General features: G+C 69.7%; 14 protein-coding genes. 9 read left to right on the top strand and 5 right to left on the bottom strand.

Going from position 1 to position 17,625, the window contains the following annotated elements; all coding sequences use genetic code 11:
* Positions 1-450: 450 nt before the first annotated feature.
* The 4 genes from ARTHRO9V_RS13005 to ARTHRO9V_RS12990 form a co-directional block, all read right to left on the bottom strand.
* Entirely contained in the window at positions 451-1,173 is a 723-nt protein-coding gene (locus tag ARTHRO9V_RS13005) for an ABC transporter ATP-binding protein (RefSeq protein ID WP_043595993.1), read from the bottom strand.
* An 80-nt stretch (positions 1,174-1,253) separates the two neighbouring features.
* Positions 1,254-2,369: an ABC transporter ATP-binding protein gene (locus ARTHRO9V_RS13000; protein WP_123571475.1), complete on the bottom strand. Its 1,116-nt coding sequence runs from the start codon at positions 2,367-2,369 to the stop codon at positions 1,254-1,256.
* A gap of 43 nt (positions 2,370-2,412) precedes the next feature.
* Positions 2,413-3,396, bottom strand: coding sequence for a branched-chain amino acid ABC transporter permease (locus ARTHRO9V_RS12995; protein ID WP_056043448.1), 984 nt, complete (start codon positions 3,394-3,396; stop codon positions 2,413-2,415).
* Between the two features lie 12 nt (positions 3,397-3,408).
* A complete protein-coding gene (locus ARTHRO9V_RS12990) occupies positions 3,409-4,764 on the bottom strand; it encodes a branched-chain amino acid ABC transporter permease (protein ID WP_056043445.1) in 1,356 nt (451 codons plus the stop codon).
* Between the two features lie 359 nt (positions 4,765-5,123).
* Between ARTHRO9V_RS12990 and guaB the strand changes: the two genes are divergently transcribed.
* The 8 genes from guaB (at position 5,124) to guaA (ending at position 15,043) form a co-directional block, all read left to right on the top strand.
* Positions 5,124-6,626, top strand: a complete 1,503-nt coding sequence (guaB, locus tag ARTHRO9V_RS12985) for an IMP dehydrogenase (protein WP_123571262.1) — start codon at positions 5,124-5,126, stop codon at positions 6,624-6,626.
* 47 nt (positions 6,627-6,673) lie between these two features.
* The gene (locus tag ARTHRO9V_RS12980) at positions 6,674-7,795 is read left to right on the top strand and encodes a GuaB3 family IMP dehydrogenase-related protein (RefSeq protein WP_056043439.1); all 1,122 of its coding nucleotides are present in this window, start codon (positions 6,674-6,676) and stop codon (positions 7,793-7,795) included.
* 61 nt (positions 7,796-7,856) lie between these two features.
* Complete coding sequence (locus tag ARTHRO9V_RS12975; protein WP_159827787.1) at positions 7,857-9,716, top strand: glycerol-3-phosphate dehydrogenase/oxidase; 1,860 nt, start codon at positions 7,857-7,859, stop codon at positions 9,714-9,716.
* Between the two features lie 201 nt (positions 9,717-9,917).
* Complete coding sequence (locus ARTHRO9V_RS12970; protein ID WP_043595745.1) at positions 9,918-10,448, top strand: cation:proton antiporter regulatory subunit; 531 nt, start codon at positions 9,918-9,920, stop codon at positions 10,446-10,448.
* Between the two features lie 4 nt (positions 10,449-10,452).
* Positions 10,453-11,973 (top strand): cation:proton antiporter, encoded by a 1,521-nt coding sequence (locus ARTHRO9V_RS12965; RefSeq protein WP_159827784.1) that lies wholly within the window; start codon positions 10,453-10,455, stop codon positions 11,971-11,973.
* 55 nt (positions 11,974-12,028) lie between these two features.
* Complete coding sequence (locus ARTHRO9V_RS12960; RefSeq protein WP_056043434.1) at positions 12,029-12,880, top strand: SURF1 family protein; 852 nt, start codon at positions 12,029-12,031, stop codon at positions 12,878-12,880.
* A gap of 76 nt (positions 12,881-12,956) precedes the next feature.
* Positions 12,957-13,397 carry a DUF3817 domain-containing protein gene (locus ARTHRO9V_RS12955; RefSeq protein ID WP_043595742.1) on the top strand — a complete coding sequence of 147 codons (441 nt, stop codon included), beginning with the start codon at positions 12,957-12,959 and terminating at the stop codon, positions 13,395-13,397.
* 92 nt (positions 13,398-13,489) lie between these two features.
* Positions 13,490-15,043 carry a glutamine-hydrolyzing GMP synthase gene (gene guaA / locus ARTHRO9V_RS12950; RefSeq protein ID WP_200412454.1) on the top strand — a complete coding sequence of 518 codons (1,554 nt, stop codon included), beginning with the start codon at positions 13,490-13,492 and terminating at the stop codon, positions 15,041-15,043.
* Between the two features lie 398 nt (positions 15,044-15,441).
* Here the strand turns inward: guaA and ARTHRO9V_RS12945 are convergent, their stop codons facing one another.
* Complete coding sequence (locus tag ARTHRO9V_RS12945; protein WP_159827778.1) at positions 15,442-16,275, bottom strand: Bax inhibitor-1/YccA family protein; 834 nt, start codon at positions 16,273-16,275, stop codon at positions 15,442-15,444.
* Positions 16,276-16,579: 304 nt separating this feature from the next.
* On the opposite strand from ARTHRO9V_RS12945, the gene ARTHRO9V_RS12940 reads away from it, so the two are divergent.
* A complete protein-coding gene (locus tag ARTHRO9V_RS12940; protein WP_159827775.1) occupies positions 16,580-17,572 on the top strand; it encodes a glycerophosphodiester phosphodiesterase family protein in 993 nt (330 codons plus the stop codon).
* Positions 17,573-17,625: the final 53 nt, after the last annotated feature.

Below are 17,625 nucleotides of genomic sequence, written 5' to 3'. Positions count from 1 at the left end.
GCCCAGCACCTGTCCGCCCCGCCCCACACCTCGTCACACCGCGTTTCGTGCACCGCACCGCGTCGAGACCGGGTGCGGTGCACGAAACGCGGTGTGCACGACGGCACGTCCCGGCGCCAAGGCCCTTCTGCGTGCCAGGGAGGCGCGGAGGCGGGCCGCAGGACGGTCGCGACGTCCGCGCCCACCGGGGCCGCGCCTCCTCGTCCCCTGGCCCCACCGGGCGTGGCGTCGCACTCCCTCCGCACCGCGTTTCGTGCACTGCACCGCGTCGAGACCGGGTGCGCTGCACGAAACGCGGCGCGCAGCACCCGCGTCCCCGACGCCAGCGCCCGACGCCAGCGCCCGGCGCCAGACGCCGGCGCCCGGCGCCCGGCCCCCGACGCCGGACGCACGCACGAGGCCCCGACCACGCCGGGGCGTGATCGGGGCCTCAGGGCGCCACCGGGGGCGTCAGGACGCGTCGACGTCCTTCGCCAGGGTGCCGAGGTAGAGCTCGATGACCTTGGGGTCGTCGGCCAGCTCGCGGCCGGTGCCCGAGTAGGCGTTGCGGCCCTGGTCGAGGACGTAGCCGCGGTCACAGATCTGCAGGCAGCGGCGGGCGTTCTGTTCGACCATGATCACCGAGACGCCGGCCTTGTTGATGCGGCGGGTGCGGATGAACGTCTCGTCCTGGCGCACGGGCGACAGGCCGGCGGACGGCTCGTCGAGCAGCAGCACCTTCGGGTCCATCATCAGGGCCCTGGCCATGGCGACGGACTGCCGTTCGCCGCCCGAGAGCGAGCCGGCACGCTGGCCGCGACGGTCGGCGAGCACCGGGAACAGGTCGTAGATGACCTCGAGGCGTTCGGCGAACTTCTTGGGCCGCAGGAACATGCCCATCTGCAGGTTCTCCTCGATGGTGAGCGAGGGGAACACGTTGTTGGTCTGCGGGACGAAGCCGACGCCCGCCTCGACCAGCTTGTTGGCCTTGAGGTTCGTGATGTCGGTGCCGCCGAGCGTGACCGATCCCGAGTGGATCTTGACCTGGCCGAAGAGCGCCTTGAGCAGCGTGGACTTGCCGGCGCCGTTCGGGCCGATGATGCCGATCAGTTCGCCCGGGTAGCAGACGAGGTCGCACCCGTTGAGGATGTTGACGCCGGGCAGGTAGCCCGCGACGAGGTCCGTGGCGTTCATCACCGGCTCGACGCCCGCGAACTTCTCGGTGCCCGGGTGCTTGGCCGCGGTGGTGGCGCCCGCGCCGTCCTGTGCCGTGCTCATCGCTTGTCTCCGCTCTGCCGTCCGTCGGACAGCTGGTCGTCGGCCGCGTTCGTGGCCTGCGGGGTCGAGGGGTCGGGGTGGCCGGGCAGGTCGCGTCCGGCGACGCCGCCCGTCGACGAGGAGGCGCTGGTCGCCTCGGCCGCGCGGGCCGCGTCCTCGCGTGCCACCTCTTCTTCGAGCTGTTCGAGCGTGGCGTCGTCGAGCAGCGAGTCGTCGCCCAGGTCGGTGTCGTGGTGTGCACCCAGGTAGGCGTCGATGACGGCCTGGTCGTCCATGACCGTGTCGGCCGGGCCCTCGGCCACGATGCGTCCCTCGGCCATGACGATCACCCAGTCCGAGATGTGGCGGACCATGTGCATGTCGTGCTCGACGAAGAGCACCGTGGTGCCGTCGTCGCGCAGGCTCTGGATGTGCCCCAGCAGCGACTGCGTCAGTGCCGGGTTCACGCCGGCCATCGGCTCGTCGAGCATGATCATGGCCGGGTCGCTCATCAGGGCACGGGCCATCTCGAGCAGCTTGCGCTGGCCGCCCGAGAGGCTGCCGGCGAAGTCGTCCTTCTTCTCGAGCAGCTTGAACCGGGCGAGGAGGTCCTCGGCCTTGGCCTCGATCTCGCGCTCGCGCTTGCGCCAGAGCGGCGCGACGATCGCGACGAAGAAGTTCTCCCCGGGCTGGTCCTTCGCGCCCAGGAGCATGTTCTGCATCACCGTGAGCCGCGAGAGCGCCTTGGTGAGCTGGAACGTGCGCACCATGCCCGAGCGGGCGACCTTGGCGGCGCCGACGTTGCCCATGGCCTTGCCCTCGAACACCCACTTCGCGACGCCCGGGCCGCTGCGCTTGAACGCCGTAGGCGCGGACGAGGCCTTGTCGAAGCCGGTCAGCAGGTTGAAGAAGGTCGTCTTGCCGGCGCCGTTGGGGCCGATCAGCGCCGTGATGGCACCGCGCTGCACCTCGACGTGGCCGACGTCGACGGCGGTCATGCCGCCGAAGCGTCGGACGACGTTGTCGACCGTGAGGATCGGGTCGGGCTTGGCCGACCCGGGGGTCCGCTCGACCGTGGTGAGCTTCGAACGCAGGACGCTGCGGTCGTAGTCGTAGCCCTCGCGGCGGGGCAGCGTGCTGCCGCTCGAGGCCGGTCCGTTGGTGGTGCTCGAGGTGTCAGACACTGAACGCCAACTCCTTCTTCTTTCCGAGGATGCCCTGTGGCCTGAAGATGATCAGCAGCATGAGGGCGATGCCGACGAGGATGTACGAGAACTGCTCGGCCTGCTGGCCGTTCATGATGCTCGACGGGATGAAGTCGCCGGCGAGGGTGCGCACCAGCAGGCGGGTGACGAAGAACAGGATCGCTCCGAGCACCGGGCCGAAGACGGTGGCGGCACCACCGAGCAGCAGGGCCGTCCAGATGAAGAAGGTCATCGACCGTCCCATGCTGTCGGGCTGCACCGAGCTCGGCAGCACGTAGATGATGCCGGCGAGCGACCCCATCAGCGCACCGAGCACGAGCGCCTGCATCTTGTACGAGTAGACGTTCTTGCCGAGGCTGCGCACGGCGTCCTCGTCCTCACGGATGCCCTTGAGCACGCGGCCCCACGGGCTGCGGCTGAGCAGGAAGACCAGGAGGCTGAGGAGGGCGACGATGCTCCAGCCGGCGATGCGGATCCACCAGCCGTTGACGCCGTTGTTCTCGTAGGTGAACCACAGGATCGTCGTCTGGCCGTCGGGCAGCGGCGAGAGGGCGGTGAAGGCCTCGCGGTACGAGGCCCCGGGGATGCCGTTCGAGCCACCCGTCGTGGTCGTCAGGATGCTCGACCGTCCCACGTACCGGATGATCTCGGCCGAACAGATGGTGACGATGGCCAGGTAGTCGCCCCTCAGCTTCAGCGTCGGCACGCCGAGGATGAGCGCGAAGACCAACGAGCAGAGCAGGGCGATGATGACGGCGAGGCCGAGGGGCAGGCCGTTGCTGATCGAGATGGCGAAACCGTAGGCACCGAGCAGCAGGAACGCCGCCTGGCCCATGTTGATCAGGCCGGTGAAGCCGAAGTGGATGTTCAGGCCGATCGCCGCGATGGCGAAGGCGGCCGTCGTGGGCGCGAGGGCCTCGGCGCTCAGCGCCCGCAGGAGTTCGATGAAGTACATGGTCGTGTCCCCTTAGCCCACTCGTTCTTTTCGCCCGAAGATGCCCTGTGGTCTGAACACGAGGATCAGGATCAGGATCAGCAGCGCCGTTGCGTACTTGAAGTCGCCGGGCAGCCAGATGTTGGTCAGCTCGACGATGATGCCGATGATCAGCGAACCGACCAGGGCCCCGAAGGCCGTGCCGAGGCCGCCGAGGGTGACGGCGGCGAAGATCAGCAGCAGGATCTGCAGGCCGGTCATCCAGTTGACGCCGTTGAGCACGAGGCCGAGCATGACGCCCGAGAGGCCGGCCAGGCCGGCGGCCAGCGTCCAGACCAGGCGGATGATGCGGTCGACGTCGATGCCCGAGGCCGCGGCGAGGGCCGGGTTGTCCGACACGGCGCGGGTGGCGCGGCCGGTGCGGGTCTTCAGCAGGAACAGTCCCGTGCCGACCAGCACGACCACCGAGATCGCCATGGCGACGTACGACTGGACGGTGAGGGTCACGCCGAGGAAGTCGACGGTGGTCGGGTTGTCGCGGTCGATGCGCACGGTGCCGGCGCCGTAGAAGTACTGGAAGGCATACTGCAGGGCGATCGAGAGGCCGATGGTCACGATCATCAGCTGGGTGAGGCTGAGTCGGCGCTTCCGCAGCGGTTTCCAGATCGCGAGGTCCTGCAGGTAGCCCGTCGCCGCACAGATCACCGTGCTGAGCACCGCGGCCAGGATCAGCGGCACCCCGATCGAGGTGAACGAGTAGGCCAGCAGACCGCCGAGGGTCACCTGCTCGCCGTGCGAGAAGCTGCTGAGGCCCGTCGTGCCGTAGATCAGCGACAGGCCGATGGCGGCGAGGGCGAGCAGCAGGCCGAGCCGGATGCCCGAGGCGAACTGCTGCGCGAAGCGGTCCCAGTTGAAGCTCGACGCGGTCGCGGCGCCGCTCGTGGCGCCTTCCTCGGCGGTGAGGGCGAACAGGGCGCTCGCCGTGGCGCCGAGGTTCACGGTCACGGTGCGCTCGGCGTTGTCGGCGTTCACCAGGAACTGGCCGTCGGGCAGGGTGTCCTGGTCGACCGTCACGGTGTAGCTGCCGGCCTCGGTCACCGCGATGCTCCACCGACCGGTGTCGTCGGTGGTCGCGGTCTGCTCGTCGCCGGTCGCGTTCGTCGCGGTCACGTCGACGCCCGAGGCGGGTTCCCGCTCGCTGTCGTTGATCGTTCCCTGGATGCAGCCGGTCGTCGCGTCGGTGGTGCAGGCGGCGGCCGCGGCGTGGGCGGCAGTCGGGGCGAAGGCCCCCATGAAGGTCGCCAGGAGTCCGAGCAGTACGGCGGAGGCCGTCACGATCAGGGACTGCCGCAGCCGTGGCCGCGACGCGATGGTCGTCGAGAGTCTCACAAAACCTCCTGGTGGGAAGCGCCCCGTCGAGATTCGGGCGGTCTCGTTCTGCTCCCGGGGCGTCGTCGTCGCTGACAGTAACTCCGCTGTGTGTCGAGCATGTTTCAGGTGCGCGACGGAGTGGAGTCGGTACAGAATCCCCCATGTCGAGCGAGAATCACGAATCTTCCGTGTGTCGGATCGGTAACGGTGCCGTTCCGTTGCGTCCCGGGGGGCCGCGCGCGCCTCCTCGGCGATGCGGCGGGTGCGCCGCCGAGAGGAATGCAGGAGGCGCGGGCTGGGTTAATATCGACTACCGGGCTCGACGGCGATCCGGTGCCAACCCACCCACCCTCATCTCGCTCCTTCGAAGGGGACTCATGGACCAGCCGGACCCGTTCGGATTCATCGGACTCACCTACGACGACGTCATGCTGCTTCCGGGCCGCACCGACGTCATCCCGAGCGAGACCGACACCTCGTCGCAGCTCACCAAGCGCATCCGGGTCGCGGTGCCGCTGCTCTCGGCCGCGATGGACACCGTGACCGAGTCGCGCATGGCCATCGCCATGGCGCGCCAGGGCGGCATCGGCATCATCCATCGCAACCTCTCGATCGCCGACCAGGCCGCGCACGTCGACAAGGTCAAGCGCAGCGAGTCGGGCATGATCACCAACCCCGTCACGACGACGCCCGACGCCACGGTGGCCGAGGTCGACGCGCTCTGCGGGCAGTTCCGCGTCTCGGGCCTGCCGGTCGTCGAGGGCGACGGCACGCTGGTCGGCATCATCACCAACCGAGACATGCGATTCGTCTCGCCGTTCGAGATGTCGACGACGCTGGTCCGCGACGTCATGACGAAGGCCCCGCTGATCACCGCGCCCGAGGGCGTCGACCCCGACTCGGCGATCGCCATCTTCGCGCAGCACAAGATCGAGAAGCTGCCCCTGGTCGACGAGGCCGGGCACCTGCGCGGCCTCATCACCGTCAAGGACTTCGACAAGAGCGAGAAGTACCCCGACGCCACGAAGGACGACGAGGGCCGCCTGCGGGTCGGCGCCGCGATCGGCTTCTTCGGCGACGCGTGGGAGCGCGCCAGCGCCCTGCGCGACGCGGGGGTCGACGTGCTCGTGGTCGACACCGCCAACGGCGAGAGTTCGGGCGAGCTCGACATGATCCGTCGCATCAAGGCCGACCCGAGCTTCGCGCACATCGACGTCATCGGCGGCAACGTCGCCACGCGCAGCGGCGCCCAGGCCCTGATCGAGGCCGGCGCCGACGCCATCAAGGTCGGCGTGGGCCCGGGTTCCATCTGCACCACCCGCGTCGTCGCGGGCGTCGGCGTGCCCCAGGTCACGGCCGTCTACGAGGCGTCCCTCGCCGCTCGCGAGGCCGGCGTCCCGGTCATCGCCGACGGTGGGCTGCAGTACTCGGGCGACATCGCCAAGGCCCTGGTGGCCGGCGCCGACACGGTCATGCTCGGTTCGCTGCTCGCCGGCTGCGACGAGAGCCCGGGCGACCTGGTGTTCGTCAACGGCAAGCAGTTCAAGAACTACCGCGGCATGGGCTCGCTGGGTGCGATGCAGACGCGTGGCAAGAACACGTCGTACTCGAAGGACCGCTACTTCCAGGCCGACGTGCCGAGCGACGACAAGCTCATCCCCGAGGGCGTCGAGGGTCAGGTGCCCTACCGCGGCGCGCTCAACAACGTCGTGTACCAGCTCAGCGGTGGTCTCCGTCAGTCGATGTTCTACGTCGGAGGCCGCACCGTGGCCGAGCTCAAGGCGAACGGCAAGTTCGTCCGGATCACCGCCGCAGGCCTGAAGGAGAGCCACCCGCACGACCTGCAGATGGTCGTCGAGGCCCCCAACTACCGCCGGTGATGCCGCCGGGCCGGGGGCGCGACCCCCGGCTCCGGTAGGGTGGCACGGTGACTGAGGTAGAGATCGGCGTCTCCAAGCGAGCCCGCCGCGCGTACGCGTTCGACGACATCGCCATCGTTCCGAGCCGGCGTACGCGCGACCCGCGCGACGTCTCGGTCGGGTGGTCGATCGACGCGTTCCAGTTCGAGTCGCCGGTCATCGCCGCGCCCATGGACTCGGTGGTCAGTCCGGCCACGGCCATCCGCATCGGCCAGCTCGGCGGCCTCGGCGTCCTCGACCTCGAGGGCGTCTGGACGCGCTACGACGACCCCGAGCAGGTGCTGGCCGAGATCCGCGAGCTCTCCGACGACGACTCGGTCGCCCGCATGCAAGAGATCTACAGCGAGCCGATCAAGCCCGAGCTCGTCCGCGACCGCCTCGCCGAGATCCGCGCCGCCGGGGTCACCGTGGCCGGCGCCCTCAGCCCGCAGCGCACCCAAGACCTGTACCAGACGGTCGTCGACGCCGGCGTCGACCTCTTCGTCATCCGGGGCACGACGGTCAGCGCCGAGCACGTCGCGAAGAACAGCGAGCCGCTGAACCTCAAGAAGTTCATCTACGAGCTCGACGTCCCCGTCATCGTCGGTGGCGCCTCGACCTACACGGCCGCCCTGCACCTGATGCGCACCGGTGCCGCCGGCGTCCTCGTCGGGTTCGGGGGCGGCGCAGCCAGCACGACCCGCGCCTCCTTGGGCATCCACGCTCCCATGGCGAGCGCCGTGGCCGACGTGGCGGGCGCGCGCCGCGACTACCTCGACGAGTCGGGCGGGCGCTACGTGCACGTCATCGCCGACGGGGGCCTGGGCACCTCGGGCGACCTGGTCAAGGCCATCGCCTGCGGCGCGGACGCCGTCATGCTGGGCGCCGCGCTGGCCCGGGCCGACGACGTGCCCGGCGGTGGCTACCACTGGGGCGCCGAGGCGCACCACCCCGAACTGCCCCGCGGCCGACGCATGCACGTGGGCACCATCGGCTCGCTCGAGAAGATCCTCTACGGTCCCGCCACGACGGTCGACGGCACGTCGAACATCATGGGCGCGCTGCGTCGTTCGATGGCGACCACCGGCTACAGCGACCTGAAGGAGTTCCAGCGCGTCGAGGTGGTTGTGGCCCCCTACCAGCCTCACTAGCGTTTGATGGGGTGGTCCGGTCGAGAGACCGGGCCGACCGAATCCAACGATGGAGGCTCGCATGGCCAAGTCCGCGTCCGTTTCGCTCTCCACGAAGCTCGGCCCCGACGAACGGGCCGCAGCCGTCGAGGCGTTGAAGACGAAAGAACTCGACATCCTCGTGATCGGGGGTGGCATCGTCGGTGCGGGTTCCGCGCTCGACGCCGTGACGCGTGGGTTGAGCGTCGGCATCGTCGAGGCCCGTGACTGGGGCTCCGGCACGTCGAGTCGCTCGTCGAAGCTCGTGCACGGTGGCATCCGCTACCTCGAGCAACTGAACTTCCGTCTCGTGCGCGAGGCGCTGATCGAGCGTGGCCTGCTGTTGCAGCGCCTGGCACCGCACCTGGTGAAGCCCGTGCGGTTCCTCTACCCGCTCAGCAAACCGGTCTACGAGCGGTTCTACATCGGTGCCGGCATGGCGCTCTACGACATCTTCAGCTGGACCGGTGGCCGCCCGCCCGGCGTCCCCCACCACCGTCACCTCACCAAGACGCAGGTGCTCCGCGCCATCCCGAGCCTGTCGAAGGACGCGGTCGTCGGCGGCCTCACCTACTACGACGCCCAGGTCGACGACGCCCGGTACGTCTCGTCGCTGGTGCGCACCGCGTCGAGCTACGGCGCCCACGCGGCGAGCCGCATCCGGGTCGAGGGCTTCGTCAAGGTGGGCGAGCGGGTCGTCGGCGTGAAGGCCCACGACTACCAGACCGGCGAGCACTTCGAGATCCGCGCCAAGCAGGTCGTCAACGCGACCGGCGTCTGGACGGACGACACGCAGGCCATGGTCGGCGAGCGGGGACAGTTCAAGGTGCGGGCGTCGAAGGGCGTGCACCTCGTGGTGCCGCGCGACCGCATCCACTCCGACATGGGCATGATCTTCCGCACCGAGAAGAGCGTCCTGTTCGTCATCCCGTGGGGCCGCCACTGGCTCGTGGGCACGACCGACACCGACTGGGACCTCGACAAGGCCCACCCCGCGGCGACGGCGGCCGACATCGACTACATCCTCGAGCACGTCAACAAGGTCATGGCCGTGCCGCTCACCCGGGCCGACGTCGAGGGCGTCTACGCCGGTCTTCGTCCGCTGCTGGCGGGCGAGTCCGACCAGACGTCGAAGCTCTCTCGCGAGCACATCGTCGCCCACACCGTGCCGGGCCTCGTCGTCGTGGCCGGCGGCAAGTGGACGACCTACCGGGTCATGGCCGAGGACGCCATCGACGAGGCCGTCGCGGCCCTCGACGGCCGCATCCCGTCGAGCACCACGATGGAGATCCCGCTGATCGGCGCCGAGGGGTACCACGCGGCGTGGAACAAGCGCGGCAAGATCGCGACGGCGTTCGGCGTCCACAAGGTGCGCATCGAGCACCTGCTCAACCGGTACGGCACCACGACGGACGAGATCCTCGACCTCATCCGCGACGACCCCTCGCTCGCCGAGCCCCTCCCCGGGGCCGACGACTACATCCGCGCCGAGGTCGTCTACGCCGCGAGCCACGAGAGCGCCCTGCACCTCGAGGACGTCCTCGCCCGCCGCACCCGCATCTCGATCGAGGCGTGGGACCGGGGCGAGTCCGCCGCTCCCGTCGCCGCCAAGCTGATGGCGGGCGTGCTCGGCTGGAGCGACGACGAGGCCGAGGCCGAGGTGGCCAACTACCTCAAGCGGGTCGCCGCCGAGCGGGCGAGCCAGCTCGAGCCCGACGACGAGTCGGCGGACCGCGTCCGCCTCGAGGCGCCCGACATCACCTTCGGCTTCGACGAGGACGACATGGTCGTCGCCGGTGCCGACCAAGGAGGCGCGCCCAAGCCGGGAGAAGAGGTCACCGAGCCCGCGGGCACGCCGGGCGACGACACCTCGGCGGGCAGCCCGGGCGGTCGCCAGGGCTGACGCTCGGTCGCTCGCGAGGCCACCTGCAGGAGGCGCGGTGCCCGTTCGTCGGGCACCGCGCCTCCCGCGGTTCCTCCGTCCGCGGACGCGGGAACACCTGTGGAGGGTGACGGGTTGTCCCCACCGTGAGCAGCCCGGCTGCCGCGGCCGAACCCGCCGCTAGGCTGAGACGACTGCCCCCGAGTCCACTGGAGACGAACCATGGTTGACGTGCGTCGAGTCAAGCTCCCCGGCGTGGGTGTGCTGCACACCTTCATCACCGACGACGGCGGCAAGTGCGGTGTCATCACGCACCGCTCGGGTCACAGCGACCTCATCACGTTCAGCGACGACGTCGACGGCGACCACGTCAAGAAGGTCTCGCTGCGCCTCAGCGAAGACGAGGCGCACACGCTCGCCGAACTGCTCGGCGGCACGCGCATCACCGAGTCGCTCTCGGCCCTCGACCAGATCCCCGGCCTCAGCATCGACTGGTTCACGGTCGACTACGACGACCACATCGCCGGTCAGCCGCTCGGCGACCTCGGCGCCAAGGGCGTCGTCGGCCTGACCGTCGTTGCGGTCGTCCGGGGCGACGCGGCCAACCCGGCGCCGTCGGGCGACTTCAAGGTGTTCCCCGGTGACACGCTCGTCGTGGCCGGTTCACCCGAGAAGGTCGCCAAGGCGTTCTCGTTCTACCGCACGGGCGAGCTCAAGCACCGCTCGCCGGTCGACGCCCCGCCCGGGGGCTAGGCCGATGCACCTGGGTGAAGAGCTGATCGTCCTCGGCATCCTGCTGCTGATCGCGTACGTGCTCGGCCGCGCCGGCAAGCTGATCGGCCTGCCGTCGATCCCGATCTACATGATCGTCGGCCTGCTCGCCAGCACGAACACGGGGTGGTTCCCGCTCAGCTTCGAGTCCGACAACATCGAGTTGATCGCCATCTTCGGGTTGATCCTGTTGCTGTTCAACCTCGGCCTCGAGTTCGACCAAGACGAATTCTTCTCGAACGCGGGGCGGCTCATCGTCTCGGGCGGCAGCTACATCGCCATCAACATGGGCGTCGGGCTGATCTTCGGCTTCATGCTCGGGTGGGGCACGCGCGAGGCGCTGATCATCGCGGGCATGACGGCGACGTCCTCGAGTGCGATCGTCACCAAGCTGCTGATCGAGTTGAACCGCCTGGCGAACCGCGAGACGCCGATGATCCTCGGCGTCACGGTCGTCGAAGACATCTTCATCGCCATCTATCTCGCGATCGTGTCCGTCGTGCTCAGCGGCGAGACCGACCCCGGGCCGGTGATCCTGAAGCTCGGCATCGCCTTCGCGTTCCTCGTCGTGATGTTCGGCGTGGCCCGATGGGGTGGTCGCGTCGTCTCCCGGCTCATGCGCACACGTGACGACGAACTCTTCACCGTGCTGTTCTTCGGACTGGCCGTGCTCTTCGCCGGCCTCGGCGAGGTGCTCGGGGTGACCGACGCGATCGGCGCGTTCCTCATCGGCCTGATCATCGGGGCCACGAAGTTCCGCAACCGGGTCGAGCAGTTCGCCCTGCCCATGCGCGACGTCTTCGGGGCGTTCTTCTTCCTGAACTTCGGCCTCGGGCTCAACCCGGCCCTGTTCCCGAGCGTGCTCGGCCCCGTGGCCATCGCCGTGGGCATGACCGTGCTGCTCAACGTGGGTGCCGGGCAGTTCGTCGCGTGGCTCAACAAGCTGGGGCCGCAGGCGGGCATCAACACCACGGTCATCCTGGTCAACCGGGGCGAGTTCGCGTTGATCCTGGCGACCTTGTCCGCGGGTGCGGGTCTCGACGAGCGGTTGCAGCCCTTCGCCGGTCTGTACGTGCTGATCATGGCGGTGCTCGGGCCGGTCCTCGCCTCGAACAGCGAGCGCATCGGCTCGGTGCTGCTGCGGTCGCGCAAGAAGGCCGAGCGCGCCGAGGCCGAGGCCCGTCGCCTCGAACGCGAGGCGCGCAGCGGTGACGAGATCGCCCTGATGGAGGCCGCGCTCGCCGGCGACGACCTCGAGCAGACCGAGGTCACGGAAGACGACGACGAGCGCGAGACCGAGCGGGTCCGGGCCGGCGCGGCGCGAGCTGCCGCAGGGCGGGGCGCCGCGGGCCGTCTCGGTGCCGAGGGCGACGACGTCGACGGCACGGACGACGACGACCTGGACGACCTCGACGCGATGGACGCCGACGAGGCCCGGATCTGGGCCGAGCAGGCCGGTCAGCAGAGCGACCAGCGGGCCACGCGCCGACGCGATCCCGAGTACTGACCCGAGCCCCGCCGTCCCAGCGGGTTCGTGGGCGACGGGAGGTACGATCGCCTCCGTGACCCAGACCGAGCAGCGCCCCGCCCTCCTCGGCGTCGACGGCGAGCCGCTGCCCGCGACCATGTGGCACGTCGCCCGTCGGCCCCGGTGGATCGCCCTGCTGGGCCTCGCCCTGGTCGTGGCGGCGATCTTCGCCTGGCTCGGTCACTGGCAGATCGAGCGCAGCGTCGAGAGCGTGCAAGTCGTCAACCCCGAGACCGAGACGAGCAAGGTGCTGTCGTCCGTCGCCACCCCGCAGACGCCCTTCGCCGACTCGCTCGGCGCCCAGCGCGTGTCCGTCACCGGTGAGTTCGACCCCGACGACTTCGCCGTCATCGGTGACCGCGTCAACGGCGGCGAGACAGGCTACTGGCTGATCGGCCGCTTCGTCGACGACGCCAACGGCGCCTCGCTGCCCGTGGGGCTCGGCTGGTCCGCGACCCGCGAGGGCGCCGAGGCCGCCGAGCCGTCCGTGGCCGCCACCTCGACGGTGACGGTCGAGGGCCGCTACTTCCCGTCCGAGTCGCCGACCGAGAGCGACTTCGAGAGCGGTGCGCAGACCGTCGTGTCCGTGGCCGCCCTGATCAACGAGTGGCCCGGCTTCGACGGCCAGGTCTACGGCGGCTACGTCGTCTCCGACTCCGCGCCCGCGTCGCTGAGCGAGATCGACTCCGCGCCTCCGGCGTCCGACGTGCAGTTCAACTGGCTCAACGTCTTCTACGCGATCGAATGGGTCGTCTTCGCCGGCTTCGCGGTCTTCCTCTGGTTCCGGCTCGTCCGCGACGCGTTCGAGCGCGAGCACGAAGAAGCCGAGGAGGCGCGGGCCGAGGCGGACGCGCGCGGCGCGACCCAGCCGACCCGCGCCTCCTGACCCCGCGCCTCCCCGACCTTTCGACGTCGACAGGTGCCGTCCTGGCGCAGGGGTGGGCGCGGCTAGAATCGTCCCCATGCCTCTGAAGCCCCGGCAACGCGACATCCCGAAGATCCCGGGTGCCGTCAGGTTCTACAAGATCTCGGCGTACGTCACCGGCGTGATGCTGCTGCTGCTCATCTTCGAGATGCTGTTCAAGTACACGCCCCTGCAGCTCGAGATGCAGCTCGGCGGTCAGGGCGGGTTCCTCGTGCCGGTCGACTCGACCACGGGCTTCAACCTGTCGACCGCGATCCTCATCGCGCACGGTTGGCTCTACGTCGTCTACCTCTTCGCCGACTTCCGTCTCTGGAGCCTGATGCGGTGGCCGTTCTCGCGGTTCTTCCTCATCGCGCTCGGCGGCGTCGTGCCCCTGCTCTCGTTCTTCGTCGAGAGCCACATGACCAAGCTCGCGACGCGGCAGTACGAAGCTCTGACCGCCGAGACCACCCCCACGACCGAGGGAGCCCCCGCGTGACCGACGCACCCGAGACCGCCGAGGCGTCGGCGACGACCGCCGCCACGGCCCCTGCACCGGCCGACCGCGCGCCCGAGACCGCGCAGAGCCCCGTGCTCGTGGTCGACTTCGGCGCCCAGTACGCGCAGCTGATCGCCCGGCGCGTGCGCGAGGCAAACGTCTACAGCGAGATCGTGCCCCACACGATCACCGCGGCCGAGATCGCCGAGAAGAACCCCGTGGGCATCGTGCTCAGCGGCGGCCCGTCGAGCGTCTACGAAGAAGGCGCGCCGAGCATCGACGCGGGCATCTTCGACCTCGACATCCCCGTGCTGGGCATCTGCTACGGCTTCCAGGCGATGGCCAAGGCGCTCGGCGGCGAGGTCTCGCAGACCGGCCAACGTGAGTACGGCGCCACCGACGTCACGCTCGCCGAGGGCGACAGCACGCTGTTGTCGGGCCAGCCGGCCTCGCAGACGACGTGGATGAGCCACGGCGACTCGGTGTCGAAGGCCCCCGAGGGCTTCGACGTGCTGGCCTCGAGTGCCTCGACCCCCGTCGCCGCGTTCTCGAGCGACGCCCGCAAGCTCTACGGCGTCCAGTGGCACCCCGAGGTCAAGCACTCGTCGTACGGCCAGGCCGTGCTCGAGAACTTCCTGCACCGCGCCGCCGGCATCCCCGCCGACTGGAACAGCGGCAACGTCATCGCCGAGCAGGTCGCCCGCATCCGCGAGCAGGTCGGTGACTCTCGCGTCATCTGCGGCCTCTCGGGCGGGGTCGACTCGGCCGTCGCGGCCGCCATCGTGCACGAGGCCGTCGGCGACCAGCTGATCTGCGTCTTCGTCGACCACGGTCTGCTGCGCGCCGACGAGCGCCGTCAGGTCGAAGAGGACTACGTCGCCTCGACCGGTGTGCGACTCGTCACGATCGACGCCGAGCAGCAGTTCCTCGACGCCCTCGCCGGGGTGACCGACCCCGAGCAGAAGCGCAAGATCATCGGCCGCGAGTTCATCCGCAGCTTCGAGGCCGCCGCCGAGGCGCTGGTGCTCGAGGCCGCGGCCGAGGGCGACTCGGCCGTGAAGTTCCTCGTGCAGGGCACCCTCTACCCCGACGTCGTCGAGAGCGGTGGCGGTACGGGCACGGCGAACATCAAGAGCCACCACAACGTGGGCGGCCTGCCCGAAGACCTGCAGTTCGAGCTCGTCGAGCCGCTCCGCACCCTCTTCAAGGACGAGGTGCGGGCGATCGGGCGCGAGCTCGGTCTGCCCGAGGTCATCGTCGGGCGTCAGCCGTTCCCCGGCCCGGGTCTCGGCATCCGCATCGTGGGCGAGGTGACGCACGAGCGACTCGAGTTGCTGCGTGCGGCCGACGCGATCGCGCGGGCCGAGCTGACCGCGGCCGGCCTGGACGACGAGATCTGGCAGTGCCCCGTGGTGCTGCTCGCCGACGTCCGCTCGGTGGGTGTGCAGGGCGACGGTCGTACGTACGGTCACCCGATCGTGCTGCGTCCGGTGTCGTCCGAGGACGCGATGACGGCCGACTGGACGCGTCTGCCCTACGACGTGCTGGCCCGCATCTCGAACCGCATCACGAACGAGGTGGACGGCGTCAACCGCGTCGTGCTCGACGTCACCTCCAAGCCCCCGGGAACGATCGAATGGGAATGACCGGGCTGTTTTCGATGCGAAGCATCGAGCCCGGTCATTCCGGGGGAGCCTGCGACCCCGGTGCCCACCAGTAGCCGCGAACGTGGAGTGAGGGAGACCTCCCGCGAAGCGCAGTGACGACGAAACCCCCTCCGGCAGACACCTGCCCGAGGGGGTTTCGTCGTCTCCGCGGGATGTCGTCGTCCCTGGATCTCGGGGTGCTCTCGGGCCAGGGCGCGAACGAGCGGGCAGAACCCGCTCTTCACCCGCCCACGAACAGCACCTTCTGCCCACTCGGCCATCGACCCCCACCCACTCGGCCATCCCACTCGGCCGTCGACCCCCACCCACACAGAAGCGGGGCCCGTCCCTGTCGGAACGAGCCCCGCTTCGGGGTGGTGCGGGTGGCGCCGCGCTGCCTAGTCGCTGCCGCGCAGGATGGCGAGCATGCGCAGGATCTCGACGTAGAGCCAGATCACGGTCATGACGATGCCGAAGGCGGCCGACCAGGCGTAGATGCGGGGTGCGCCGCGCTCGACGCCGGTCTTGACCTGGTCGAAGTCGAGGACCAGCGAGTACGCGGCCATGATCACGACGAGGATGCCCAGGATGAAGCCGAGCGGGATGCCGAAGATCTCCATGCCGCGGAGGCCCCAGGGGTTGCTGTTCGCGCCGAAGATCATCAGACCGAAGTTGATCAGCGAGAAGACGCCGTAGCCGATCATCGCGATTATGAAGACCTTGGTGGCCTTGGCCGAGGCGCGGATCTTGCCACTCTTGAAGAGCAGCAGGGTCGTGGCGAACACCGCGACGGTGCCGATCAGGGCCTGGGTGACGATGCCGTCCCACTGGCTCTCGAAGATCGACGAGATGCCACCGACGAAGAGACCCTGTGCCGCCGAGTAGGCGAGCACGAGCCCGGGGGAGGGCTTCTTCTTGAAGATGTTGACGAGCGCCAGCACGAAGCCGGCGATGGCCCCGACGAAGGCGAGGGCCGGGATGAACCATCCGATGGCCGCACCGACGAGCACGACACCGAACGCGAGCAGCGTCTTGGTGATGGTGTCTTCGTAGGTCATGCGGTCGGTCTGCGTGGGGCCGGCGGCGGGCTGCGAGTAGAGCTGCTGCAGCTGTTCGGCGGTCATGCCGTTGTACTCGACCGGCTGGGCTGCGCCCTGCTGCTGACGGATGACGGGCCCGCCGTTCTTCGAGAAGGCCGGCGACTGACTGAAGCCGGGATTCGAGAATGCCAAGGGGTTCCTCTTCTGATCGCTAGGGATGTGTGGATCGCCCGCGCAGGTTCACGAAGGCGTTTCCGTACAGATGAGGCTAACGCCTGTCGTGCAACGAATGGCTGAAGATCTGCCTGATGAGAGCCGCATTCTCGCAGGGCGAACGTGCGTGCCGTGCATCTTTTGCGTCTGTGGGGGGCGAGACGCCTCGTCCCCAGGGGCCGCCCCTCCTCGTCTCTCCACAGACGCTCTTTCCGCCGACGGCCTCTCGCCGGGAGGTCGGGCGGCTCGGGCTGCGCACGGGGACGCCGGTTAGCGTGACCGGGTGTCCACCTCGCCTCTCGTCATCGCCCATCGCGGCGCCAGCGGTCACCGACCCGAGCACGGCGAGGACGCCTACCGTCTCGCGATCGAACTCGGGGCCGACGCCATCGAGCCCGACCTGGTCGCGTCGAGCGACGGCGTGCTCGTCCTGCGGCACGAGAACGAGATCTCGGGCACGACCGACGTCGCCGACCACGACGAGTTCCGACACCGGCGCACGACCAAGACCATCGACGGCACGAAGGTCACGGGCTGGTTCACCGAGGACTTCACCTGGGACGAGCTCAGCACGCTGCGCATCCGCGAACGGCTGCCCGAGCTGCGGCCCGAGAGCGCGGCGCACGACGGCGAGGGGCGCATCCAGCGGCTGGGCGACCTGCTCGACCTGCTCGACGCGGCGGATCGGCCCGTCGGGCTCGTCGCCGAGGTCAAGCACGCCACCTACTTCGACTCCATCGGCCTGCCGCTCGGCGAGCTGCTCGCCGACGAGCTGCGGCAGCGGCGCTGGGTCGACGACCCGCGGCTGACCATCGAGTCGTTCGAGCAGACGGTGCTCGGTCGTCTGGCCGACCAGCGGCTCGGTGCCCGGCTCGTCTACCTGCTCGAGAAGGCGGGCGTTGCAGCCGACCTGGTCGCGGCGGGGCGGACCTCGGTGGGCTACCGCGACCAGCTGCACGCCGAGTCGCTCGAGTCGTTCGTCGACGCAGGCCTGCACGGCGTCAGCCTCGACAAGCACACGCTCGTCGACGCGCAGGGGGCGACCGACGGTCGGGTCGTCGACCGGGCGCACGCGGCCGGCCTCGACGTCTTCACCTGGACGCTCCGCGCCGAGAACGCCTTCCTGGCCAAGGCCCACCGCGGCCCCGGTGGCAAGGCGGCCTTCGGCGACTGGCAGGCCGAGTTCACCTCCCTCATGGCGCTCGGCGTCGACGGAGTCTTCGCCGACCAGCCCGAGCTCGCCGAGGAGGCGCGGGTCGCCTTCGCGTCCCCCTGACCCCGCGCGACGCCGCCTGCGACCGTGGTCGCCCCGCACCCTCTCGCCATGTC

Source organism: Frigoribacterium sp. 9N, from assembly GCF_902506305.1.
Classification (GTDB): domain Bacteria; phylum Actinomycetota; class Actinomycetes; order Actinomycetales; family Microbacteriaceae; genus Frigoribacterium.
This window is presented reverse-complemented; position numbering and strand designations above follow the sequence as displayed.